Genomic DNA, 22,829 nt, shown 5'->3' with positions numbered 1-22,829 from the left:
GGTCGATAGCCGAGGTAGCCGCTGTCCACGACAGACGGCCTGCCGTGTGCCGACACCGGTTTCGCGCCGTGTGCAAACGCTCTTGCGGACCACGGCAGCGCCCCTGCCACAGCCGGACCGGGTGCAGTGCCATGGAACGTGCCAGGGCCCGCAGCAGGCGGGCCGGCATGCTCTCACCGAGAGGCGTGAACGCCATGAGCGTACGCAAGAAGGCAGCCGTCATCGGCCTCGGCCACCAGGCCGCGGAGGACCATCTGCCGGGGCTTGCCGACTCCCAGTTCGCCCGCCTTGCCGCGGCCTGCGACACCGACCCCGGCAAGGTCGCCACCCAGGCCCGGCAGCACAACGTGCCCGGCTTCACCGACATGCACTCCCTGCTGGAGAACGTGCGCCCGGACTTCGCCATCGTCGCGGTCCCCCACCACGCCGGCCGCGAGGTCATCGAAGCCTGCGCGGCGGCCGGGGTGCACGTGATGAAGGAGAAGCCGTTCGCGACCAGCCCGGCCGAGGCCGCCGAGCTGGTGGCACTGTGCGACACGACCGGCATCGAGCTGATGGTCACCGTCCAGCGCCGCTTCCACCCGCTCTACACCGCGGCGTTGCACCTACTGGAGCAGATAGGGCAGCCGTACCTGGTCCAGGGCCGCTACACCTTCCACTGCCCCGACCCGGCCGCCGGCTGGCGCGGGCGGGCGTCCCTGGCCGGCGGCGGAGCCCTCACGGACATGGGCTACCACCTCATCGACCTGCTCATCTGGTACCTCGGCCTGCCCGACCGCATCCTGGCCGACACCTCCACCGCCGCCCTGCAGCCACACCCTCCACTCCGACGACATCACCGACCGCCCCCACGTCATCGCCTACCCGGTCGAATCCGCGGCCGGACACGCACCGTCCGAGAAAACGGCCGCCACACCGGCCGCCGTGCCGCACGCCTGCGCCGACCGCACCACCCACTCCGCAGACAGAAGCTCACCGCCCCATCAAGAGCACGGGACAGCTCACGACGAGGACGGGGGCGGACTCGTCCGCAAACCCAGTTCCTGATGCACGTGCGCCTGCGGCCTCGCCCGGGCCCGGTGCGCCAGGTCCTCGAAGTAGATCATCGCCGCCGAGGTGAGCTCACGCTCCCGGTATATGTAGGGCGCGAGCACCTCCCACATGTTGATGATGTTCGGCCCGTACGATCCGACGATCAGCCGCTCGTCGACGACACCATGTGCCACAAGCTTGCCCACGTCGTCGTAGAACAGACTCACCCGGCGCACGTGCCGCAGCGGTTCCTCCGGCAGCCGCCGGTACCCGAACTCGGGCGACTGCTCCCGTGCCAGATCGGTCTTGATGTATTCGATGGCACGGGAGAAGTCGGGCTGCCGCGTCTCGCGGAACAACTCCACCACCACAGGCAGCAGATTCGAGTTGTTGGCGAGCCGGAGCTGCCGCACAGAGACAACAGAGGACACGACGAGGGAGAGCACTGAGATGGCCAGAGCCAGCACAGTCGACGCCAGCGACACACTCATGGCGTGAGAGTAGGACCGGCTAGGCCCCAAGTGGGACTGGAGTCCAGCCAAATCTGCAGCAGCCTACCCTGCTCGGTCAGCTGCAGCCCCTCCGACCGGGGCCCGCTCCACCAGCATCGCGACCAGCTGTTCGTCGGACACGGGCGCAGGCGGCCCGGACTGGACCCTCTCGACAGGCTCCACGGTCTCCAACTCCACGGCGGAATCAGTTAGTCGATGTCTCTCCCATGATCGTCGGATCCGCTGTTAGATTCACACTCCCGTGAGTCGTCGGTGGATGAGGGAGTGTTCTGGCTTGCGTTCGTAGCGGCGGTGGAGCCAGCGGCAGCCAGCGGTGACGTACCTCAACGGTGAACCTCGGCATCTGCCGTTCAGCGAGCCGCTCGCACTGCCGCCATCGGCGAAGGCGATCTATGACCGGGGTGAAACTCCCTGGCCGCAGCCCTGCGTCGCCATTTACGCTCCGCCCATGCGCAGTGTCTTCGTGTTCCCCGCTGGAGAGTCGACCGCGACAGCCGCACGGCTCGACCGGCTGATGCCCGGCAAGGACGGATATTGGTCGGACGGGACGCTCTTCATCGACTTCATGGACGAGCAGGGCGGTCACCTGTTCGTCGGCTGGGATCCCAAGGACGTACGCCTGCTGGACTCCGCGCTCGGCCATCGCCCGACCTGGGCCCTGCTGGTCAACGTCTCCAGTCACATCGACGGTACTGCCGAGATCCGCGCCCTCTTGTCACACGTGCTCGAAGCCGGCGGCGTCGCCGTCGACGACTACTCCGACCACCGCTGGACGCTCGAAGAGATCGACACCGAGTGCAAGGTCGATGGTCTGGGCTTCTTCGACTTCCGCACCCACGCCGCACGGCACGGCCGACAGCCCTGGACTATCGCTCGTGCGAGTTCGGGGAGGCAGGCCTAGCCATGTTCGACCACGTCGTCCGGCCGCGGCCCGAGGAAGCGGCACGATGGACTGCACTCGTCGAGCGATGCCGCCCGTCCTCGCGGGTGAAGGGATGGAAGTCGTTCAGGATCTGCTGGCTGAACGCGGCATGAGCATCATTCAGTCGATCGCGATCACTCGCGCGTTGCCCGACTGGCAAAAGACGTCTCTGCGTATCGCCATCGACATCGTGACCACAAGCTCCTCTCGCACTGCCGTCAGCGACGCCGACCAGAACGTCACTTGGTGAGCCGCCGGTAGTTGATGAGGCCCCGCACATAGGCCAGCGCCGACTCCCACGGCTCGGACCGGCTGAACCGGTGCACGAACCGCCCGTGCACGGCGTCCAGTTCACTCGCACCCCACCGGTTACCTCAAGACCACCGTCACCGCCACCCGCGACGGCTACCGGCGCTACAGCTATGTCGCCAACACCACCACCGGCCCTGCCAACGTCCCCGGCGACTACGTCCACGTACGGTAACCCGAAGCCGGCAGGCTGCCGGAGAACGCCCGCCAGGCTGCACGGAATACGGGGGTCCCGGCGTCTGCGCCGACGACGGATCCCAGTTCACCACCCTCTCGGAACAGGTCCGCGCAGCCCTCATGAAGCCACCGCGCAAGCAGCCCGACCTGGCGCACCGAGCCGGGCGGACACTGCGCGGCGGCTGCGCCGCCCTGCCTTCCGGCCCGATATCCAACAGAATCCACCACGCCCGGAACGCCATCCTGAAGTCGGTGACGACCTATACCCAGCAGCTTCTCGACCTGGCCGTCGCCGCACCGTCCGTCGTACACGACGAGGACCTGGTGCCGCTCCGGCACGAAGCGCACAGGCTGCACCTCCAGGGCTTCGGCACCCTCCGCCACACCGACGCGGAGCGCATCGCCGGCCCCGCCCCACGAGAAGCCGGCGGCGAACGCGACCACGGCCGACAAGCCCAGCGGACCCAGAACCGCAACGAATTCGTCCCGCTCCTCGTCCTGGCAAGAAGAAGGACACCCAGGGACCGGCTCCCGCCGACACCGAGATGCCCAAGACACAGCCCGGCACGGAGTGTCCCTGATCAGGCAGCAGTGACCGCTTCCCGTCATCCCCGGAAGGTCGGGGTCGTGCACTGGACCCCAACTCCAACTCCTGTCAGCCTTGTGCATTGGGGGTGCTGCCAGGAACATCAGCCCAGTCCGCGGAGGCCCCAGGTGCCGGGCCTCAGCCTGAGGCTCGCTCCAAGGCCGCCTCGAGTTCTGCCACCCGCCGCGGGATGTCGAGGGAGCGGACCAGCTCCAGCGCCTCGCCGTACGCCTGCCGGGCGAGGTCAGGCCGACTGGCGTGAATGTGGATGTCTCCCTGGATCGTCAGCATCGACGCCAGACCTGCCCGGTCGCCGCGGTGCCGGTGGAACTCGGTGGCCGGCGCGAGGGTCTCCTCGGCCTCGGTGTACCGGCCCATCTGGTCGTACGCCAGGGCCAGATGCCACTGGCACCAGACGATCTCGGCCAGGTCGCCCCGGAGCCGGCTCGCTTCCAGGGCGTCCGTCAGCACGCGTGCGGCCTCCTGCGGCCGGTCCAGCTGGCGGTAGGCGTCGGCCACGTGGGCGGAGAGCCAGATCTCGGCGCCCTTGTCGCCGCGCTGCCGGTAGATGGCCCGGGCCTCGGTGTACCGGCGCAGTGCGTCGCCGGGACGCCGCAGGTCGCACTGGAGGTCGCCGAAGTGGGTCAGGATCCAGCCCTCCTTGTCCTCGTCGCCCCGCGCGCGGGCGATCTCCAGCGCCCGCTCGTACAGCCCGGTCGTCTCCTCGCGGCGCCCCAGGACGCGCCGTGCCTCGGCGAGATGGATGAGCGAGCCCAGCTCGGCGGACTCGTCGTGGCGGGTCCGGGCTGCCTCGACCGCCATGGTCTTGACGGCCTCCATCTCCTCCCACTGGCTGCGGTGGAAGAGGAGCCCGTACAGCGGCTCCACGAGACGCAGCAGCAGCTCCCACTCATGGCTCTCGTACGCGCGGCGGATATTGGCCTGGACGTTGAGGTGTTCCTCCGCGAACCAGTCGATCGCCTCGGCGGGCAGGTTCTCGTGGGCTCCCGGGCGGTTCATCCAGGTGTCCAGCCGGGCCGCGTACCAGTGCGCGGAGCGCCGGAAGGCCCGGTGCCGTTCGGCCTCCGGTTCGGTGCGCTCGGCGTGCTCCCCGGCGTACAGGCGCATCAGGTCGTGCAGCCGGTAGCGCTCGCCGGTGGGACCGCCGACCTCCACCAGCTGCCGGTCGGCGAGCTCGCCGAGGAGGCGTGCGGCCTTCTCCTCCCCGATGTCGGCGCAGCGCGCGGCCAGTGCGGGCACGAAGTCGGCTCCGGCGAGCAGTCCGAGGTAGCGGAACAGTCGGCGGGTGTCCTCGCGCAGTGCCCGGTAGCTGATCTCGAAGCTGCTGCGTACTCCGATGTCCTCGCCGTCCAGTTGGCCCTCCAGGTGCGAGATGCGCCGCCGTTCGTCGGCGAGCAGTCCGGCGTGCTCGCTCAGTGGTCGTCTGCGCTGGGAGGGGGCGATGAGGTTCCCTCCCGTGATGCAGATGGCCAGAGGCAGCCCTCCCAGGAGGGTAACGATGGTGTCCGCGGCGTCGCGCTCGCGGGCGACGCGCTCGGCGCCGATGATGCGTTCGAACAGCCGCATCGCCTCCGTGTCGGGCAAGGGTTCGACCTCGACCCGGTCCGCGCCCTGGACGGAGGGCAGGGCCGAGCGGCTGGTGAGGATCGCGGCGCTGCCCGGTGCGGCGGGGAGCAGGGGGACGATCCGGGCGGCGTCGGCCACGTTGTCGAGGACGAGGAGGCTCGGACCGGCTCGCAGATGGTCCTGGAGCCGCTGCCGCCGTGCCCGCGCGTCGGGGGGAAGGCTGTCGCCGGAGAGCCCGAACGCCTGAAGGAGCTCGATCATGGCCGCCTCGGTCGACACGTCGAAGCCCTCGCCGCCGAGGTCGATGCGGATGCGGGCGTGCCAGAAGGTGGGCGCCAGGCGGTGGGCGATCTGGGTGGCGAGTTCGGTCTTGCCGACGCCCGCCATGCCGTGGAGGACCACCACCGGGGCGCTGTCCTCGAGCTGGTCGACGAGCAGGCCGGTCGCCCTCACGATGGCCCGCTCGCGGTCGGTGAAGTTGGCGCGGGCCCTGCCCAGGTTCATGTGCCGGGTGCTGCGCGCCAGGGCGCGGGCCGGGATGCGCGGCAGGACGACCCAGTTGTCCGCCCGCAGGTCCCACCACCACCGTTTCCCCCGTCCCAGCTCGATCAGTCCCGTCAGGGGTACCACGGTCAGGGTGGACGCCCCTTCGGGGAGGTGGTGCTCACTGACGACGCCCACGGCCAGCGCGCCCAGCTGGGGGTCGTCGCTGAACACGACCGCCCCGGACATGCCGCTCCACTGTGATCCGTTCCCGCCCCGCGTCCCTTCGGGCGCCGACTGGGTCCGGAACTCCAGCAGGCCGCGCCGCAGATGAGAGCCCGGTGGGATGACTCCGTTGATCTGGGAGCTGTCGCGCAGAGGCACGTCGGTGCCGGACTGCGGGTGCTCGTTCCAGCCGGGGTAGCCCATGGCCCAGCACTCGACCAGCGCGGTCCGTGCGCGGTCGATCCGGGCGTACCGGACGGCGGGCAGGTCCGTGAGGGAGGGGTGGTCGGCGACCCGCAGGACGGCGAGGTCCCGTGCGGGGTCCGCGGCGAGGACCTCAGCCGTCAGTTCGAACCGGTCCCCGCGCCGTACGCTGATCACGTCGTCCACGCACCCGTCGGTGAGGACGTTGTGCGCGGCGGTGAGGATCAGTCGGCCGCCGACAAGGCACCCGGAGCCCACGCTCCACGGGCCCGTCCGGCGCCTGCGCAGGACTTCCACCGCACGCTCGACGGGGGCGGTCACCACGGTGGTCCAGGTGTCCGGTCAGGGCTTGGCGACGGAGTCGCGCGTGACACGCACCCGCCGCCCCGTACGGTCGGTCGGCGCCTCCAGCGTGACCAGGACCCGCTGGATCTCCTCCCTGCGGTACTGGCCGTCACCCCCGAGTTCCAGCACCCAGAACTTGGCGCGGCCCGTGCCCGCAGCCTGGTGCGTGATCCCGACGCTCAGCTCCAGCTGCACCTCGCCGACACCGAAGCGGATCTCCGAGTCCGAGCCGGCGGCAACAGCTTCTGCCAGTTCCTCCCGCAAGGCGGCGATGGTCTCGGCAAGCCCAAGGTTCCCCACTGTCATCCCCCGTGTCCGTGTTCCGCGTCGGCACGGCACCCGCCCGGGCCGCCGCGACGGACACGGGCCGCGGGACGAAGAGGAGTCTCCCGCCGTGCGGGACAAGCATTCCCCGGCGGACCGCAAGTCACGCGAGAATCCCGGAAAGCCCGCGGCGCACCACATGCCGTGGCGGGCCGCCGGCACCAGCCCACACCGCCGGTACCGGTGCTCCACATGCCCGCTCCGTCGGGCCGGACAAGGCACTCACCGACACCTGATGCAGCTCCTGCGCCGAAGCGCACAGGCCGCATGACCAGGAGTCCGACGTCTCCCGCGGGCCCGTCACGGCCCGCCTTGCCGCCCCGCCACGGCAGGAGCCGAGAGCGGACGCGACCGACATGCCCGCCGACGCCTGCCAGGACCGCGATGAACCCGGCCTCCCGCCCGTCCCGCCGAGGGAGAGGAGACGCTCGTGGCGGCGGCCTTACAGAGATGGTCGTAGACGCGGCACGGCGCAGGGTGTCCCTGATCCGGGACGAGTGACGGCTTCTGCGCAGGGTGTCCCGGATCCGGGACGAGTGACGGCTTCCTGCCATCCCCGGGAAAGCGGAGTCCTTGCACTGGACCCCGCCCCCCACTCCTGTCATTATGTGAAGTGCGGGCCGGGGGAACCGGACCGCCCCCGACCCGGAGGGACACCCCCGCCATGACCTCGCGCGATGAGCCCCGCCTGGCCGACGCCGCCGAGATCGCAGCCGAACACGGCCTCACCCCCGCCCGCATCAGCAGCCTCTACACCACCCGCACCCCCAACGCCGCCGGCACCCCCTTCCCCGAGACCGCCGGCAAGCGCGGCCGCGCCCGCCTGTGGAACCACACCGAGATCACCGCATGGTTCGCCGACCGCCGCCAGGCACGCCTGCGCGAACACACCCCGCCCGTCCGCGACCCCGAAGAGCTGCTCAACGCGGCCGAAGCCTCCCGGTTCCTGGGCTACAAGAACCCCAACCAGGTCACCACCTACGTCCGCGACCACCCCGGCTACTTCCCCGAACCCGACCACGTCCAGGAGATGGGCACGCCCGACAAGCCCTACCGGCGACTGCAGTGGCGGGTCCAGACCCTCACCGACTGGATGGCCACCCGGCCCGGACGCGGCAAACGCACCGGCACGGGGCGCGGCGCCCCCGCCCTGCCCGACGTGCCCGCCGACGGCGATCCCGAGGAGCTGCTGGGCGCGACGCAGGCGGCGGCGCTGCTGGGGTTCAAGAGCGTCAACTCCTTCTCCTCCAGCCTCGCCCAGGGCAACCTCCCCCTGCTCACGACACCCGACGCACTCACCGAGAAAGGCGCACGCAGGCGCTGGACCCGACGCCGCATCCTCGAACAGGCCGCCCAACGCGGCACGGGACGCTAGAAGCCTGCCCAGCTTCCGACCACAACGGCCCGCCGCGCTCGACGACGATGCCGCTGTGGGAGCGTAAATCTAACGGCGCGTCCGACGACAACCTCCACCCTGTCGGCTTCCTGGTCGTCGGGCATCAGCGGTGGGCCGACATCATCGAGGCTGCCGCCGCGTACACGGCCCGGGTCCCCGCCTGGCGGAACCTGCAGAACCGTCCACGCCACGCGCCGTCTGCGGCTGCCTCAGCCGGTGCAGCTCGGCAGTCAGCGGGCGATCGAGATCGCGAAGGGGGTGAATCCGGCGGACCGGATGACGTGCGGTACGAACAGGATCGCGGCCTCTGTGGCGCGGGCGGTTTGGATCCCGCCGAGGTCGGTGATCCATTCCTTCTGCCAGCCGAGGTCGGTGAGCAGTTCGCGCACGGTCCGCTTGGCCTGCGGGTCCTCGCCGGAGAGGAACGCGGTCGGAGGCTGGGCGAGCGTGGCTGGCGAGGTCATCACCGGGAAGAGCATGGTGTTGAGTGTCTTGACGACGCGCGCTTCGGGGAGCGCTTGCTGGAGTTGTTCGGCGAGGCTGGAGCCGGGGTAGATCAGGTCGGCGGGCAGTCCGTCCGGTCCGTCGGTGGTGGCGTTGGAGACGTCGACGAGGATCTTGTCCCGGAGTTCTTCGCGCAGGGCGGCGAGCCGGTCCAGCGAGCCGGCACCCGGGGTGGCGTTGATGACGATCCGGGCTGTCCGGGCGGCGTCGGCGGCGGCGCCCGGCGTGCGGTCCGCCACGGTCACTTCGTGTCCTGCCCGGGCGAGGGCCGCGGCCAGGTTGCCGCCGACGCGGCCGTTTCCGAGAACTGCGATCGTGGTCATGATGATCTGGTCCTTCCGTGCGTGCGAGGTGGGGTGCGCGGTCAGCGCGAGAGCGTGGTGACGGCCTCGGCGTGGACGCCGGGCGCGGCGGCCAGGAAGCTCTGGCTCTGCGGGGTCCAGGGGCGGCCCTCGGCGTCGGAGATCCGTCCGCCGGCCTCGGTGACGAGCAGCGCTCCGGGAAGCAGGTCCGCGCGGGCGCCGGCGAACTGCCAGAAGGCGTCGATCCGGCCGGCGGCCACGTTCAGCAGGTGCAGGGTCGCGGGCACGGCGGCGCGCACGACGAGCGCGTCGAAGAGCATCGCGGTGATCGAGGAGCCGACGCGCCGCACGACCTTCTCGTCCTCGTCCGGCCGAGCCTGGCTGGTGGCCACGATGCTCAGGCCGAGGTCCGTGGTCTGGGATACGTGCAGCGGCCGGCCGTCGAGCCGGGCACCCGCGCCGGTGAGCGCGGTGTAGGTCTCGCCGGTCAACGGCAGGTGGACCGCGGTGAGCACCGGCTGGTTCTCCCGCACGAGGGTGGCGGTCACCGCCCACTCCGGCAGGGCGTGCAGGTGGTTGACGTTCCCCTCGGCCGGGTCCACGACCCACCATTCGCCGGGCGGCAGCGCCCCGCCGTCCAGTTCGTCCTCCACCCAGCCGGCGTCCGGGCGCAGGCGCGTGAGGCGGGGGCGCAGGATGTCGAGGGCCGTGTCGTCGTTGACGGCGAGCGCGCGCATCAGCTCTTCGCGGCTCTGGTGGCGGACCACCTCGCCGAAGCGCTCGCGCAGCGCCGAACCCGCCGCACGCACGGCGATCGCGGTCTGGGCGAGCAGGTCGGCGTCGGAGACGGCGACGTCAGTGGTCTGGAGCGTTTCGGACATGGTGGTACTCCCGTCTGAGGAGGGGTGCTGAGCCCGGTCGAGGGCCCAACTGCGCGTTGTTTCCTGCGCTTTCGCCTCAACGTTATGCAGCCCCGTGATTAACTTCAAATGCATGTCAGGCACCGCTAGGATTACTTACATGCAACTGGATTTGAACCTGCTCGCCGCCCTCGACGCGCTGCTGGAGGAGGGCAGTGTGGCCGGGGCGGCCGCACGCCTGCATGTCACCGCCCCCGCGATGAGCCGGAGCCTGGGCCGGATCCGGCGCACGACCGGGGATCAGATCCTGGTGCGCACCGGCCGCACGATGACCCCGACGCCGTATGCGATCGCCGTCCGGGAACAGGTGCACGAGCTGCTGCAGCAGGTCCAGGGGGTGCTGGCACCGAGCCGTGAACTGGATCTGGCCACATTGGAGCGCACGTTCACACTCCGCTGGCACGATTCCCTGGTCGCCTTGAGCGGCCCCGCGCTGCTCGCGGCCGTGCGCGGACAGGCGCCGGGCGTGCGACTGCGCTTCGTCGCGGAATCGAGCATCGACACCCCCGAGTTGCGGCGCGGCGAGGTCGACCTGGAGGCGAACGCCAACCGCCCGAGCGCACCGGACATCCGTGCCGAGAACGTGGGCGAGACCCGCCTCGTCATCGTCGTCAGGCAGGGGCACCCCCTCACCCGCCTCAAAACCGTCACCGCGAAGCGGTACGCCGCCGCTGAGCACGTCACCGTCTCGCGACGCGGAAACCTCGGCAACGCCATCGACGACGCCCTCGCGCGGCTCGGCCTCTCCCGCCGCGTGGTGGCGACAGCGCCCACGGAAGCGGCCGCGCTGGAGTTCGCCCGCGGCTCCGACATCCTGGTCAGCGTCCCCGAGGCCACCACCCGGTCAGCGGTCGCCGACCTGGGCCTGGTGGTGCTCCCCCTCCCGCTCGAACTGCCGTCGGCACCGGTATACCTGTCCTGGCATCAGCGCTATGACACCGACCACGCCCACGCCTGGCTGCGCGGGCTGGCGCGAACCGCGCTGGCCAGGTGCGGAGCGTCGTAGTCGGCGCCGTCCGGCCGCTTCACCCGCAGTCCACGGTCCACGCGACCACCACGCAGCGGCTTGCATCGTCGTCGGGTACGAGGGCGATCCGCTCGCCCCCTCTTCAACACCGCCCGCCCCTGATCGACCGGCCACCGGGCCCGGCAGGCCCCTGGCTGGTGCGGGTGCGGTCGATGCCCTTGGGTACGGCGGCGCGCCAGACGCCGGTGGGTGATCCTCGCTGTGACGTACATGTCGCGCGGGCGCTTTGATCTTTCCGGCGACAGCCCGCTCCAATGCTCGTAGGATGCCTAAATGCCCAAGCCGTTACGGATGAGCCGCTGCACGTGGGTTGCCGTGTGGGCGGTGCTGTGTGTGGCCGGTATCGCCGCCACCGCCGCACTGAACGCCTCTCCGGCACCTGACCCGCAGCCCGAGAAGCCCGTCAGCGCCGAGTGCGCCGAGTACATCGCGGACATCGAGACGCAGCTGGCCAAGGCCAAGAGGGAAGGCAGCGACGACGGCGTGCTGGCCTTCAGTCGAACCCGGGTCGGCGCGGACGACTGCAGCGATGAAGTTCTCGACCACTTCAGCGGCGACCGGTGAGCCGCCGTACAGGGCTCGCCGCGACGGCGGGGCTGATCTGCGCCGGTGCCGTGGCGATCATCGCCGTGAGCGCCGCGACGGAACCACTGCCGCAGCCCACCCCGCCGCCGGTGTACTCCTCCTGCCTGGCGGCAGACACCAGGCCGATGCCTGTGGGCGACGACCCGTGCGACGGCCGTTGAAGAACCACTGAGTGACTGTCCCCGCAGGACGGTGACTGAGGCCCCTGCCCGTCCGCGTCCCTCCCTGCCAGCGCCCGCAGCCAGGAGGCCACCAACGCCGCCCCTGGCCCCGAGCCGGAGCGCCGCCCGGGACAGGCAGTGTGGGCGCGCCTCGCCGAAGTCGAGGCGCCCGCGGCCGAGGCGGCGGGCGCGAAGGCTCAGCACAAGCAGGAGCCGGCCGAGCACAACGTGGCCCAGGGCCAGCGCCGAGAGCATCAGGCCCAGGGTGCTACGCCACCACCCGCCCGGACGCCTCCAAAGCGGGCTCGTCGACCAGCCACGTCCCCGACGGCGCCTGGCGGACCGGGACCGGCATCTTCCCGTCCCTCACCCACCGCCAGGCGGTCTGGTAGCTCACGCCCTGCCGGCGCGCCCACGAGGGTGAGCGCGAGGGCCTGGTCGTGGTTACGGTGTGCCGGGTCTGCCTGCCTGCTCGCGTCCGGCGCAGGCATCCGGAGGGCGCCAGGTCTGCGGGCACGACCCGCCAAAGGCTTTCGCCGCCGGGCACCGTTCAGGCGCCTGGAAGGAACAGGCAGAAAAGGTGACCGTGAGGGTCGCGGAGGACTCTCACGTCCTTCTGGGGCTGGTGGTCCTCCAGTGTCGCACCCAGGGCGCAGGCCCGTGCGGTCTCCGCCTCCAGGTCGTCGACCTGCAGGTCCAGGTGCGCCTGCATCTGCTGAGTGCCCGGGCGCTGCGGCCACACCGGCGGAGTGTGGTCCGTCTCCAGCTGGAAGCTGAGGCCGGGGCGTTCTCGCTGCGGATGCCTCAGGCGGACCCACTGCGGTTCGCGGTCGACTTCCTGCCAGCCCAGCAGGGCCCGGTAGAAGTCGGCCAGGGCGGGAGGATCGGGAGTGCCGAGCACGAAGGCACCGAGTGTTGTCGTCATGCCCCCGCTGTGCCCCTGAGGCCCGATCTCACTCATCCGCACTCCTTTGTCCGATGACCGCGCTCTGGTTCCTCCTGGGCGTGGCTCTGCCCGTCGGCGCCCCCCGCGCGCTGCCCCGGGTACTTCGTGGCAGCTTCCGCGTCCGGGGGCGCGACGCGGCCTGGTCCCTTGGGACGGCTACTCGCCGGTGCACCCGCAGCCGCCCCCGCTCCATGCCTACCCAGCACCTGATGCGACCTGCTCATCGCTGTGCGCTCTGGGCGGTGGTGCCCCTGAGCCGGGTGTCGTGGCGGTGGCGGCTTCGTATCCGGCTGGCCAGATACCTACCTACCTCTGTCCACCCGGTGGGCCTCTGCGCACGCTGGTACACGGGCACGGGCGAACGCACCAGGGCCTTGGCGACGTCGTGATGCACAGGTGGGGCGGGGAGGGCACAGCTTCGGCACGGCGTTCGCAACTCCGCCGATGTCAGCCGCAGCACTGGAAAGGCCCCGGCGTTCAGCATGCAGGCCGCCGGAGGCGTTGTCAGATACCTCGAGGCTTCCGGTGCCGCCGCGGATGTCGTCGACGGCCGGGGCATCGAGCTGCGCACGCACTCGGCCACCTGGCCGACGACGGCAGGCCCGGCCAGGGTGGACCGAAGCGGTCAGAGCACGTGCTCCGTCCTGCCGAACCGCTCGGCCAAGATCATCGCCACGTCGTCGGCCAACCCCCCGCCCGTGTGGCTGATCAACGCCTGGTGGATCTCCTCCAGGAACTGCTCGGGTGCGGCGGCGCCGCCGATCGCCTCGGCGGCCGCCGGCAGCGCGAAGAATTCGCCCGTTCGGTTACGCGCCTCGATCACACCGTCGGTGTACAACAACAGACGGTCACCGGCGACGAAGGAATGACTCTCAGGTTTCTCGGGCAGGCCGCTGACGAGGTCTTCGAGTCCGAGAGGCGGCGCGGGCAGGCTCGGCGTCAGCGGTGCGGCCCTGCCCCCGTGCAGCAGTAGCGGTGGAGGATGTCCACGGTTGACCAGCTGCACCACGGGTTCATCCGGCACCTGAGTGATGAGCGCCGTGACGAACCCCTCCAGCAGCACGTCCTGGCCATAGGCACCCGGCACAGCGACCTCCCGCCGCAGCGCGGCCGAGCAGCGGTTCATCACCTCCACCAGGTCCTCCTCGTAATGCACGGCCTCCCGGAACGCCCCCAGCACGACGGCGACGGCCCGTACCGCGGACAGCCCCTTTCCCCGAACGTCCCCCACGATCATCCGGATGCCGAACCGGGTCTGCACGGCGTCGTACAGGTCACCGCCCACCTGTGCCCCCGTTCCGGCCGCGAGGGACAGGCTGGCAGCCCTCAAGGGGCCAAGACGCTCGGGTACGGGCCGCAGCACGACGTCCTGTGCCGCCACAGCGATGCGGCGGACCTGGTCCAGTTCCCGCTGTCTGCGCTCCTGCATGGCGCGGCTGGTGATGAACCCGGCCACGGAGACCAGACCCAGGGCCAGGAAGTTGCTGTACACCTGCAGGGTGCCCCACGCCCCGTTGTAGGTCGCGGTGCCCCCGCTGATCACCAAGGCCAGTGCCGCCGCCGCGGTGGTGCCCCCGGGGCCGAGTGTCACGGCCGCCAGCGCCGGCACGGCGGTGAGAAACGGACCGGTGTAGACGAAGTGCGCCGGTGTGAGTTCGACGACCAGCACGGCCAGCGCGATCAGAAAGGGCACACACTGCATCAGTGTCAGAAGGCCCCGATCTCGACGGCCTGATCCAGACACCGGGGGTGAGCGCAAGAGCGACCTCATGCACCCAGCCTGCCTCGCCGGAGCCCGGGGCTCCACCCAGCCCACCGCCCTGAGCGGCACACGGACCGGCTGGCTAATGTACAGACCGCAGCCGTCCCGAGAGTCAGAAGCCGGCCTCTCCGCATACTCGCGCCTGATCGTCCTCAGGTCGCCGATGTCGGGGTGACAGCAGCAGAAGCCACACAGAGCGGGTCACGGTAGCGGGCGCCCACCACCGCCAGTCGCTCCACGAGAGGGCGGTCGAGCGGCCACGCCGCCGGTCCGCCCTGACGAAGCGACAGTCTTTGGTTGCTGACGGCGCTGCTCGCGTGAACGGAGCCAGCCGCCCGCGTGCCGACTGTCCGGGTCCGGGCGAGGAAGGCGCCTCGCGGAGGCGGGGGACCTGGGCGGCTTTCACCTTCTGCCCATCCGCCGAGGTCGTCGCGCTGCATACGGGTACCTTGGGGCGTTTCATCGGGACGGGCCTGGGCGCACGGTCACGTCCGCTGGAGTGGTGTATCGACGGCCACTCGGTGATCTCGTCTTTGACGCTATGCGGTGAGTTCAGTCGGGATGGTGGGTTCGTCAGTTTCTGACTCGATCGGGTGGAGACGGGCCTTGGCGAGGAGTTCGCGGCCCATGTAGCGGCGGGCCTCGGTCCACTCGTCGTTCTGCTCGGCCAGAACGGCGCCGACCAGGCGGATCACGGCGGTGCGGTCGGGGAAGATCCCGACGACGTCGGTGCGGCGGCGGATCTCCTTGTTCAGCCGCTCCTGGGGGTTGTTCGACCAGATCTGCTTCCAGATCTCGCGCGGGAAGGTCGTGAAGGCCAGCAGGTCATGCTGGGCGGTGTCCAAGTGGGCTGCGGCTTTGGGGAACTTGGCGTCCAGCGCGTCCAGGACGTGCCGCATCTGGGCCTTCACCGCGTCGCTGTCGGGCTGTTCGAAGACCGTCCGCAGCAGCGTGGCCACCCAGGGCTGGGCTGATTTCGGGACCTGGCTCAGCAGATTCCGCGCGTAGTGGGTGCGGCACCTTTGCCAGGACGCGCCGGGCAGAGTGGCGCCGATCGCGTCGACGAGGCCGGCGTGGGCGTCGGAGACGACGAGCTGGACGCCCGTGAGGCCGCGGGCGATCAGCGAGCGCAGGAAGGCGAGCCAGCCGGCGCCGTCCTCGCTGGAGGCGACGTCCAGGCCGAGGATCTCGCGGTGTCCGTCGGCGTTGACGCCGACCGCGACCAGCGCGTGGACGTTGACGATCCGGCCGCTCTCGCGGACCTTCTGCGTGAGCGCGTCGACCCAGACGAACGAGTACGGTCCCGCGTCCAGGGGCCGGTTGCGGAAGGCTGCGACCTGCTCGTCCAGGTGCCGGGCCATCGCGCTCACCTGGGACTTCGACAGCTGAGTGACACCGAGGGACTCGGCGAGCTTCTCGACCCGGCGGGTGGAGACACCGAGCAGGTAGGCGGTGGCGACCACGGAGATGAGGGCCTGTTCGGCCCGGCGGCGGCGTTCGAGGAGCCAGTGCGGGAAGTAGCTGCCCTGCCGCAGCTTGGGGACGGCGAGTTCGACGGTGCCGGCGCGGGTGTCCCACTCGCGCGGGCGATAGCCGTTGCGGTGGTTGACCCGTTCCTCGCTGACCTGACCGTACTCGGCGTTGCAGAGCGCATCGGCCTCCGCCGACATGAGCGCGTCGGCGAACGTCTTGATCATCGCGCGCAGCAGATCGGGACTCGCCGCAGCGAGGTTGTTCTCGGCAAGGGCGTGCAGGGGCAGACTGTCAGGTGCGGTCATCGTGCTGATCTCCTTCGAGGCTTCGACACTTCGAAGATCAGCCGGTGGCCGTTCGTCTATGCGGGCATCACCCTGACGCCGGAGCAAACCCCCGGATCAGGTCCAACCCGTACACCACTTCCCAGGACGCAACCGGGCGCACCGGCATGATGCATGAAACCTGCCCTGGTTCCAGCAGGCCCGGGTTGGTCACTGCTTGCTCCGGGACCGCGAGGAGCGGCGCACGGCGGCTGGCGATGCAGCAGGTGCGGACTGCAGCGGATACAGCTGGCTCCAGTGCCGGGACAGCACCCCGGCCGGGGAGCCGCCCGAGGGCAGGGTGCGGTCACGGTAGGCCCGGTGCAATTCTTCGACCCGGTCCCGGGCAGGCGCATCCGTGGTTTCGCGCAGTCGGCGGCCGCGGCAGACACACCAGCGAGCGGTCAGGGCGGCTCCAGCAGCTGCGGCCGTGATGATCAGGACCTCGCGGGACGAGACAGCCTGCATGACACTCTCCGACTTTCCCGGGACCAGGCATGCGCCTGACTACCCGAGTGCCCCGCGCAGGGCGGTTCATCCCGCCTCTCGTTTCCGTCTGCTGCCGGTGCGGCAGGGGTACGTCCGCCTGCCCGCCCCGCCGTGGGCTTTTGCGGGTGCGGCGGGAGGAGCGCGCCGGGCGGGCCGGTCCGGATGTACTTCCAGACCAGGAAGCGCGCAACTGGCCCATGCAGGACGGCGCATGTCCCTTGCCGGGCCCGTAGCCAGCGCAGCCCGCAGCGAAGCCCCATCGGTGTGCCGACGAGGCTTCGCCTCCAGGCATCACGATGAGGTCGGTGGCCGTAGAGGCTGGACGCGTCTGCGTGCCGGGCGAGTACGGCGTCGGTGAAGTGGCAGGCCTCCTCGCGAACACTGAAAAGCCCTTGTGACGGCGGCCGGTGGAAATGGCTCTGATCCACTTGCTGTGGAGCCGTGACTGGCCGTCACCGCCGCCTGGAGGATGGGCGTTCGTGTGATTGCAGCGTTCTCCGGGCCGCCTTCTCCCGTCTGTCGACGGTGATGGTGGGCGACGTCGTGGTGGACAACGGAATGATGACCTTCTCAGCACGTACCGCGACACGGCAGGCCGTGTGCCCGGGGTGCGGGACGGTGTCGAGCCGTGTCCGTGGTGGGTATCGCAGGCGTCCGGCCGACGTGGCGGTGGCCGAGCACCGGGCCGTGACCGATCTGCTCGTACGCCGGTGCATAGGCCTGCTCAAGAGTGCACTCGCCGGACCTTCGTCGAGCAGGTCGACGGGCTCACCGAGCGTTTCGCCGGCGCACGGCGTCGCTTCACCGGACTCTGGAGAAGATCGCGCTGGCCCTCGCCGACGTCCGGGATCCCGGCTGGCCGCGCACCTGTCGATCCCAACCAGCCCGAACTCGCTGCTCAGGCTGCTGCGAGGGCTTCCCGACGAGCCGGTCGGCACCGCACCACGACTCCTGGGCATCGACGATTTCGCATTCAGGAAGGGGCACGCCTACGGAACGATCATCCTGGATGTGGAGACGGGCACGAGGGTGGACGTGCTGCCTGACCATACCTCGGAGACGCTGAGTACCTGGCTGCGTGATCACCCCGGCGCGGAGACCGTATGCCGGGACGGAGCCAGCGCCTACGCGGAGGCCGTCCGCACCGTCTGTCCCGACACCACGCAGGTCGCAGACCGGTTCCACTTGTGGAAGAACCTGTGCGAGGCCGTCGAGAAGTGCGTTGCCCAGCACCGCGAGTGCCTCACCGACCCCGCCGAGGGCACGACCACCGACACCGCCGTCATGGAGGCCGGCGCGGCCGCCGAGGACGCGGTACACCGTTGGGAGGCGGGACGGTGGCGAGCGGGCCGGCGTAGTGGCCAGAACGGAAACGGAATGCAGCCCAGCGACTGGCGTCGTCGAGGCGGGCGGGACCGATCGGGGCAGCGACCACGTCCGCAGCCGCCCGGTCCCGGCCCCGGGGCCACGGCGCCGTCGCAGCCGTGGAAAGGGGTGGATCGGCCAGTGGTAGAGGAAGCCCTGCGGAGGTAGGCAGACGCGCGTGGTGGCGGGTTCCGCGAGCCGCGCCGGGCCCGTGGCCAGCGGGGTCGAGACCTCCCCAGCGATGACGGCACGCGTGTTCACTGCGAACATCGCGCAGCTCCAACCTCCCGCAGGGCCAAAAAGCGCGCGGTAACCCTGGCCGCTGTTGCTCATGCTTTCCCCGGGCTCGGCGAGCGTGGGTGACTCGGATGACGGCGAGACGTTGAACCGGTGTGACCAAGGCGATGCCGTTGCCGCCCGCTTCTGGCGCCCAGGACCATGGCAGAAGAACGGTTCCCCGCCCCGAGCTGGAGCCGATCCTCACCGAACTCGCCGCACAGTGGGCCGACGCCGGGCGGGCCGTGCCCGGCCAGGCGGACAAGGAATCAACGACCCTCGCCCGCCGCTCCCTCTGGCCGGGAAACCGACCGCGGGCAGGCACGGCCCCGTCGCCTTCTAGGAGTCCGGCCGCCGTCCCCTGTTCAGCGCGTCCGTGAGCACCTTCAGGCGCTGCCGGCCTGTACGCGAGTCGTGGTCGAGGCTCAGGCCCACCGCCTTCGGGATGAGCTCGGGGTGGTCGGGGGCCTGGAGGAACTGGCTCACCAGGTCATGGGCGAGCCCGTATGCCCGGTCAGCGGTCACCGTGTCGAAGGAGACCTTCACGAGGCCGTCGGTGGGCGGCCGGGGCCGCCGCTGTGGCGCCTCGCAGACCAGCCGCAGGCCGGTCGAGTGTCCGAGGTCGAAGGTGGAGTAGGTGAAGAAGCTGTGGCCGACGACCTTCTCCAGCATCGTGCACAGCCCCCAGATCAGCAGCCGGACATGGTCGACCTCCCCCGTCAGCGATTCGATCGCCGACCACTCGAAGGACAGCCTGCTCTGAGGTGTTCTGATCAGCTGTGCCGTGACCGCTTCCAGCTGCGGCCGGATCCCGGCGATCTGTTCCAGGTAGCGCACGTGATTGTGCCGGATCTCGTATCCCAGCCTCTCAGCACCCCACGGCTCGATCGTCCCGCTCACCCTCTCGAGCCACATCGGGGCAGGGCACTCCAGCAGGACCGCCCGGCTCGCGGTCAGCACATCGGCGGGGCCGCCCAGGACACTCGAGACCGTCGTCGGCCGGCCGCTCGCCCTCCAGACGGGCAGGCGGTGGACGACCACCGCTTCACCGCTGGGCAGCAGATGCCGGACCAGACTCGGCGTCCACTGGCCGTGCGGCCCCAGCAACGGTCGAACGAGCTTCAGCAGCGTTTCCGCCCCACGTTCCGACACCGAGTACGCCACCGCAGCGGTCCCGGCACGCAGCCCGCCCACAGATCCCGGACGGAACACGACCGTATCGACGCGAACGCCCGCCCTCGACGCACTCCGGCCATCCGGCACATCGCCCCTGGCATGTGGCTCGGCAAATTCCGGGCCAGTATCGTCCGGCTCTGACCGCCCCTCGCCCAGCCAGCTGGTCCTCATCGTGTTCAAAATCCCGTGGACCAGCGGAAACGGCTCCCTGCGCCCAGGCGGCCGACGGCCTCCCCCGGCGCTCGCGCCAGCCTCGCCCCGGGCTTCGCCGAGGATCCTGCGGGCCTCCTCAGTAGCCTCGGCGCGGATCCTGGCCGCCTCCTGGCCGGCACGGCCGAGGGTGTCCGCAGCCGTCTCAGCAGCCGCAGCGGCTCTGGCGGAGGCGTCAGCCATGACGTGTTCAGCCTCCTCGCGGGCCTTGGCAAGGAGGCCGGCAGCGTCGTCCGACGCTCTCGAGAGGATCGCCTCGGCATCCGCGCGGGCGCGGTCGAGCATCTCGTCCGCGTCCGCAGCGGCCGCGTCCTTCAGCGACGTCGCCTCCCGGCGGGCCTCGGCAGTGATCCGTTCAGCGTCCTCGACGGCCGCGGCCCGAAGCGACTGCGCTTCCGAGTCCGCGCGGGCCGAATCCTCCAGGATGGCCCGCCGTGCGGCGTCAGCCGCCTGCAGGGCCGCTTCGTTGCGCTGCCGGGCGCGGTCGGCCTCGCCCTTCAGGCGCATCAGGTCCTGCCAGCGCGTATCCCACTGCGCCCATACCTGCCGGTACTCGCCGACCGCCGGGCGGGCCTGGACCAGCTGCAGGACCAGCGCGGACAGGAAGTCGTGGGTGGGCGTCCTCTTCCCGCTCAGCACCTGCGACAGGGTGCCCGGGTGCAGCCGGAACCTGTCGTTGTGCCTGTCGGCAGCGGTGCGCTCCGCGGCCTGGACGAGCGCGCTCTGCTTCGGCTTGCCGCACTGGATGTGCAGATCCCTCAACGCGGCGGCGAACGCCTCACAGGCCGCCGTGAACCGTGTGATCGCGTCATCGTCTCCGGCGGCCGCCGGTAACTCCTGCGGCACTCATCCTCCGGACCCTCGCACGCCGACCGCTGAAGTCTAGCGACAGCCCGCGAAGGAAACCGAAGAAATCACCACATCGGGAATCTTCCCTCCCGTTCACCGACCATCACGTCCTGACCTGCCCATTCACCACTCGACGAGTTCCCTGCACGTTCCTGGAAACCGACCCGCCCGGGCGCTCGGATGGAAGGCCAGCACCCCCGCATCCGGCCGCAACCGCACGAAGCGGGGATGAGAAGAACACCGAGGACGGACATCCATGAGCAAGCAGAAGACCGACCCGCCCACCACGAGCCCGGTTCAGTCATGGCAACTTCATCTCGGCCGACAGGGCCTGCACGTCCACGCCGGACGCCACCTCACCCTCACCCTCTCCCTGCCCCTGCTCACCTGGACCGCCAGCATCAGCGGCCTCGTCGGCACAGCCGGACACTGGACCCACCTCCTGCCCTGACGAGAGCGGGACCGCGTACGCCGCGCGGGCAGGACGGCAGCAGGACCCGGTACGCACCACAGGCCGGCGGCGCGGGCAGACCCGATCAGTCGTCTACCGCCGCACGATTCCCGCAGAACACCGTCTTCGTCGCCGACAGCCGGGCCGGCCGCCGCGCACCGGGGCACCGCAGCAGACCCCGCAGGCAGATGCAGCCGACTGCTACTCATTTTCAGCTGACAGACCCGGCCTTGGCGGGGTGGCGCGCTGTGGCGACATGCAGGCACGGCCCCGAGCCCGCAACGACAGATCACCTTCCGGACCGCCAATCTCCCTCATGAAAGCCATATATGAGCGTTACAGGCGACAGTCACGGAAATATGGACAACGGGTAGCACACTCCGCGTTTCCCCTCAACTCCCGCACACGGCGGACAGAGTGCGTGGTGGCGGCCGGCCGGCCGCCACCCGCACACCGCACCCCCAGGCAACCCACTGAGGGCTGTCACCAGTGGGAGGGTGCCCGCACTATCCAGGGGACTTCACGTCTGCTTCCTCGTCCGTCACCGTCCGTCGTCTGACCGCAGCCGTGCTCGCGGCTGGCGCCGTCATCGGGGCGGCGGCGCTGCCGGCGTCCGCCGCCGACCACGACCGCGGGCCCTGCGGTCCGAAGGTGGAGTTCTCCGCGGTCCAGTACGACTCCCCCGGACGCGACGACCGCTCCCTCAACCGCGAGTGGGTGGGACTGACCAACACCGGCCGCCACGCCGTGAACCTGGACGGCTGGACCCTGCAGGACGAGAACGGCCGCACCTACACCTTCGACGGCTACCGCCTCGCCGGCCGCTCCACGGTCCGCATCCACACCGGCCACGGCCGCGACACCCGCACCGACCTCTACCAGGACCGCCGCAACTACGTCTGGGACAACCACTCCGACACCGCCACCCTGCGCAACGACCGCGGCCGCTTCATCGACGACGAGTCCTGGGGCAACAACGACCGCCGTGGCCACCACGGCGACCTCGGCGACCGCCACTGACCACTCCCCCACCGCCGCTACGGCGGCTGAACACCCCACCCCCGCGTACCGATGAAACACCGGCGCGCCCCGCCGACTCCCCGGGTGGACTGCGGTTCGAGTTCCTCGAACCCGGCACCGGGAAGGTCCCGGGCATCAGTTCTGGCTGTCCGGCTGATCGGTCCACTGGGTGTCGCCTATCGGGTATGCGTACACGGGACGGCCCTGGCTGCCGCTGGTGCGGAAGGGTTTTCCGTGGTCGTCGATCCGTATCGTTCCCTGACGGCCGCCGCTGGACCACTGCAGTTCCACGTACCAACTCACGTCGTGAGCGGTGACATTGCCGGTGAGGTACAGCACCTCGGGATCGGACTGACTGACCTTGTAGGGAAAACCGCGCTGGCCGGCCTTCGGCACGATGACGGGGCGAACGGCGTCGAGGTCCGTGTCGAAGGACCTCGTTTCCACGCCTCCGCCGCAGCCCGCCCACCCCCGGTATTCATTCCAGGCCGGGGGCGCGCTCGAGCTGACCACACGGACGTACATGGACTCGATGACGACGGTTTCGTCCCCGGTGCCCTGGACGGTCAGGGCTACCCGCTGCATGTCTGCGGCGATGGCGCCGTTCGCCTTCACCCAGTCCGGCTCGTCCTGCTCCACCGGTGGCGGCGGGGGGACTTTGCTGGGAGGCAGGTTGATCAGGTACCAGCCGCCGCACTGGTTTTCCGACGTATGGGCGCGGGTGGTCACCGTCAGTGGGACCTCATCGCCGCCCTGGGCACCGCTCGGAGCAGCGTTGTGCGACGACCTCTTGGCTTGACGTTTAACGTCGCAGGTCACCCGACCTGCTGATCTGCGGTTCTTCCCGGGACAGCGGAGGCGGCCGTTCTCCACGCTTCGAGATGTCGA

Annotated in this window: 21 protein-coding genes and 1 pseudogene; 9 read left to right on the top strand and 13 right to left on the bottom strand. The window is 70.3% G+C overall.

The window, feature by feature from the left end; genetic code table 11:
- Positions 1–131: 131 nt before the first annotated feature.
- Positions 132–791 (top strand): annotated as a pseudogene (locus tag ACFYR0_RS37040) (Gfo/Idh/MocA family protein); the annotation flags it as partial.
- Between the two features lie 210 nt (positions 792–1,001).
- On the opposite strand, the gene ACFYR0_RS37035 reads toward ACFYR0_RS37040, so the two are convergent.
- Complete coding sequence (locus tag ACFYR0_RS37035; RefSeq protein ID WP_389338578.1) at positions 1,002–1,523, bottom strand: hypothetical protein; 522 nt, start codon at positions 1,521–1,523, stop codon at positions 1,002–1,004.
- 469 nt (positions 1,524–1,992) lie between these two features.
- Between ACFYR0_RS37035 and ACFYR0_RS37030 the strand changes: the two genes are divergently transcribed.
- Both ACFYR0_RS37030 and ACFYR0_RS37025 read left to right on the top strand, forming a co-directional pair.
- Positions 1,993–2,445 (top strand): hypothetical protein, encoded by a 453-nt coding sequence (locus tag ACFYR0_RS37030; RefSeq protein ID WP_389338542.1) that lies wholly within the window; start codon positions 1,993–1,995, stop codon positions 2,443–2,445.
- Positions 2,446–2,491: 46 nt separating this feature from the next.
- The gene (locus ACFYR0_RS37025; RefSeq protein WP_389338539.1) at positions 2,492–2,716 is read left to right on the top strand and encodes a hypothetical protein; all 225 of its coding nucleotides are present in this window, start codon (positions 2,492–2,494) and stop codon (positions 2,714–2,716) included.
- Between the two features lie 215 nt (positions 2,717–2,931).
- Here the strand turns inward: ACFYR0_RS37025 and ACFYR0_RS37020 are convergent, their stop codons facing one another.
- The 3 genes from ACFYR0_RS37020 to ACFYR0_RS37010 form a co-directional block, all read right to left on the bottom strand.
- Positions 2,932–3,396, bottom strand: coding sequence for a hypothetical protein (locus ACFYR0_RS37020; RefSeq protein ID WP_389338536.1), 465 nt, complete (start codon positions 3,394–3,396; stop codon positions 2,932–2,934).
- 280 nt (positions 3,397–3,676) lie between these two features.
- Complete coding sequence (locus ACFYR0_RS37015) at positions 3,677–6,358, bottom strand: tetratricopeptide repeat protein (protein WP_389338533.1); 2,682 nt, start codon at positions 6,356–6,358, stop codon at positions 3,677–3,679.
- Positions 6,359–6,379: 21 nt separating this feature from the next.
- Positions 6,380–6,688, bottom strand: a complete 309-nt coding sequence (locus ACFYR0_RS37010; protein ID WP_389338530.1) for a trypco2 family protein — start codon at positions 6,686–6,688, stop codon at positions 6,380–6,382.
- 682 nt (positions 6,689–7,370) lie between these two features.
- Here ACFYR0_RS37010 and ACFYR0_RS37005 point away from each other — a divergent pair.
- Entirely contained in the window at positions 7,371–8,081 is a 711-nt protein-coding gene (locus ACFYR0_RS37005) for a hypothetical protein (protein WP_389338527.1), read from the top strand.
- A 251-nt stretch (positions 8,082–8,332) separates the two neighbouring features.
- On the opposite strand, the gene ACFYR0_RS37000 is transcribed toward ACFYR0_RS37005, so the two are convergent.
- Both ACFYR0_RS37000 and ACFYR0_RS36995 read right to left on the bottom strand, forming a co-directional pair.
- Positions 8,333–8,929 (bottom strand): NADPH-dependent F420 reductase, encoded by a 597-nt coding sequence (locus ACFYR0_RS37000; RefSeq protein ID WP_389338524.1) that lies wholly within the window; start codon positions 8,927–8,929, stop codon positions 8,333–8,335.
- Positions 8,930–8,970: 41 nt separating this feature from the next.
- Positions 8,971–9,789, bottom strand: coding sequence for an inositol monophosphatase family protein (locus ACFYR0_RS36995; protein WP_389338521.1), 819 nt, complete (start codon positions 9,787–9,789; stop codon positions 8,971–8,973).
- 139 nt (positions 9,790–9,928) lie between these two features.
- Between ACFYR0_RS36995 and ACFYR0_RS36990 the strand changes: the two genes are divergently transcribed.
- Together ACFYR0_RS36990 and ACFYR0_RS36985 are read left to right on the top strand one after the other, a co-directional pair.
- Positions 9,929–10,834 (top strand): LysR family transcriptional regulator, encoded by a 906-nt coding sequence (locus ACFYR0_RS36990; protein ID WP_389338518.1) that lies wholly within the window; start codon positions 9,929–9,931, stop codon positions 10,832–10,834.
- A 294-nt stretch (positions 10,835–11,128) separates the two neighbouring features.
- Positions 11,129–11,419: a hypothetical protein gene (locus ACFYR0_RS36985; RefSeq protein WP_389338515.1), complete on the top strand. Its 291-nt coding sequence runs from the start codon at positions 11,129–11,131 to the stop codon at positions 11,417–11,419.
- On the opposite strand, the gene ACFYR0_RS36980 is transcribed toward ACFYR0_RS36985, so the two are convergent.
- From ACFYR0_RS36980 to ACFYR0_RS36960, 5 genes are all read right to left on the bottom strand, one after another.
- Positions 11,403–11,558: a hypothetical protein gene (locus ACFYR0_RS36980; protein WP_389338512.1), complete on the bottom strand. Its 156-nt coding sequence runs from the start codon at positions 11,556–11,558 to the stop codon at positions 11,403–11,405. The genes ACFYR0_RS36985 and ACFYR0_RS36980 overlap by 17 nt on opposite strands.
- A 593-nt stretch (positions 11,559–12,151) precedes the next feature.
- The gene (locus ACFYR0_RS36975; protein WP_389338509.1) at positions 12,152–12,562 is read right to left on the bottom strand and encodes a VOC family protein; all 411 of its coding nucleotides are present in this window, start codon (positions 12,560–12,562) and stop codon (positions 12,152–12,154) included.
- A 610-nt stretch (positions 12,563–13,172) separates the two neighbouring features.
- Positions 13,173–14,249, bottom strand: a complete 1,077-nt coding sequence (locus ACFYR0_RS36970) for a PP2C family protein-serine/threonine phosphatase (RefSeq protein ID WP_389338506.1) — start codon at positions 14,247–14,249, stop codon at positions 13,173–13,175.
- A gap of 599 nt (positions 14,250–14,848) precedes the next feature.
- Positions 14,849–16,087 (bottom strand): IS256 family transposase, encoded by a 1,239-nt coding sequence (locus ACFYR0_RS36965; RefSeq protein ID WP_389338503.1) that lies wholly within the window; start codon positions 16,085–16,087, stop codon positions 14,849–14,851.
- A gap of 189 nt (positions 16,088–16,276) precedes the next feature.
- Positions 16,277–16,573, bottom strand: a complete 297-nt coding sequence (locus ACFYR0_RS36960; RefSeq protein ID WP_389338500.1) for a hypothetical protein — start codon at positions 16,571–16,573, stop codon at positions 16,277–16,279.
- A 549-nt stretch (positions 16,574–17,122) separates the two neighbouring features.
- On the opposite strand from ACFYR0_RS36960, the gene ACFYR0_RS36955 reads away from it, so the two are divergent.
- Complete coding sequence (locus ACFYR0_RS36955; RefSeq protein ID WP_389338575.1) at positions 17,123–18,127, top strand: transposase; 1,005 nt, start codon at positions 17,123–17,125, stop codon at positions 18,125–18,127.
- Between the two features lie 447 nt (positions 18,128–18,574).
- Here the strand turns inward: ACFYR0_RS36955 and ACFYR0_RS36950 are convergent, their stop codons facing one another.
- Positions 18,575–20,260: a hypothetical protein gene (locus ACFYR0_RS36950; RefSeq protein WP_389338497.1), complete on the bottom strand. Its 1,686-nt coding sequence runs from the start codon at positions 20,258–20,260 to the stop codon at positions 18,575–18,577.
- 466 nt (positions 20,261–20,726) lie between these two features.
- Here ACFYR0_RS36950 and ACFYR0_RS36945 point away from each other — a divergent pair, with 466 nt between their 5' ends.
- Together ACFYR0_RS36945 and ACFYR0_RS36940 are read left to right on the top strand one after the other, a co-directional pair.
- Positions 20,727–20,921: a hypothetical protein gene (locus tag ACFYR0_RS36945; RefSeq protein ID WP_389338494.1), complete on the top strand. Its 195-nt coding sequence runs from the start codon at positions 20,727–20,729 to the stop codon at positions 20,919–20,921.
- Positions 20,922–21,488: 567 nt separating this feature from the next.
- Positions 21,489–21,941, top strand: coding sequence for a lamin tail domain-containing protein (locus ACFYR0_RS36940; RefSeq protein WP_389338491.1), 453 nt, complete (start codon positions 21,489–21,491; stop codon positions 21,939–21,941).
- A 135-nt stretch (positions 21,942–22,076) separates the two neighbouring features.
- On the opposite strand, the gene ACFYR0_RS36935 is transcribed toward ACFYR0_RS36940, so the two are convergent.
- A complete protein-coding gene (locus tag ACFYR0_RS36935; RefSeq protein ID WP_389338488.1) occupies positions 22,077–22,670 on the bottom strand; it encodes a hypothetical protein in 594 nt (197 codons plus the stop codon).
- Positions 22,671–22,829 lie beyond the last annotated feature (159 nt).

Origin of the sequence: Streptomyces sp. NPDC005017, assembly GCF_042873115.1 — a bacterium.
GTDB lineage: Bacteria > Actinomycetota > Actinomycetes > Streptomycetales > Streptomycetaceae > Streptomyces.
The sequence above is the reverse complement of the archived record's forward strand: the minus strand, read 5'-3'. Positions and strand labels throughout refer to the sequence as shown.

Coding starts and splice junctions, on each gene's coding strand:
- ACFYR0_RS37035 (WP_389338578.1), bottom strand. CDS start 1,523: ATGAGTGTGTCGCTGGCGTCGACTGTGCTGGCTCTGGCCATCTCAGTG.
- ACFYR0_RS37030 (WP_389338542.1), top strand. CDS start 1,993: ATGCGCAGTGTCTTCGTGTTCCCCGCTGGAGAGTCGACCGCGACAGCC.
- ACFYR0_RS37025 (WP_389338539.1), top strand. CDS start 2,492: ATGGACTGCACTCGTCGAGCGATGCCGCCCGTCCTCGCGGGTGAAGGG.
- ACFYR0_RS37010 (WP_389338530.1), bottom strand. CDS start 6,688: ATGACAGTGGGGAACCTTGGGCTTGCCGAGACCATCGCCGCCTTGCGG.
- ACFYR0_RS37005 (WP_389338527.1), top strand. CDS start 7,371: ATGACCTCGCGCGATGAGCCCCGCCTGGCCGACGCCGCCGAGATCGCA.
- ACFYR0_RS37000 (WP_389338524.1), bottom strand. CDS start 8,929: ATGACCACGATCGCAGTTCTCGGAAACGGCCGCGTCGGCGGCAACCTG.
- ACFYR0_RS36995 (WP_389338521.1), bottom strand. CDS start 9,789: ATGTCCGAAACGCTCCAGACCACTGACGTCGCCGTCTCCGACGCCGAC.
- ACFYR0_RS36990 (WP_389338518.1), top strand. CDS start 9,929: ATGCAACTGGATTTGAACCTGCTCGCCGCCCTCGACGCGCTGCTGGAG.
- ACFYR0_RS36985 (WP_389338515.1), top strand. CDS start 11,129: ATGCCCAAGCCGTTACGGATGAGCCGCTGCACGTGGGTTGCCGTGTGG.
- ACFYR0_RS36975 (WP_389338509.1), bottom strand. CDS start 12,562: ATGAGTGAGATCGGGCCTCAGGGGCACAGCGGGGGCATGACGACAACA.
- ACFYR0_RS36970 (WP_389338506.1), bottom strand. CDS start 14,249: ATGCAGTGTGTGCCCTTTCTGATCGCGCTGGCCGTGCTGGTCGTCGAA.
- ACFYR0_RS36965 (WP_389338503.1), bottom strand. CDS start 16,087: ATGACCGCACCTGACAGTCTGCCCCTGCACGCCCTTGCCGAGAACAAC.
- ACFYR0_RS36960 (WP_389338500.1), bottom strand. CDS start 16,573: ATGCAGGCTGTCTCGTCCCGCGAGGTCCTGATCATCACGGCCGCAGCT.
- ACFYR0_RS36955 (WP_389338575.1), top strand. CDS start 17,123: ATGGTGGGCGACGTCGTGGTGGACAACGGAATGATGACCTTCTCAGCA.
- ACFYR0_RS36945 (WP_389338494.1), top strand. CDS start 20,727: ATGAGCAAGCAGAAGACCGACCCGCCCACCACGAGCCCGGTTCAGTCA.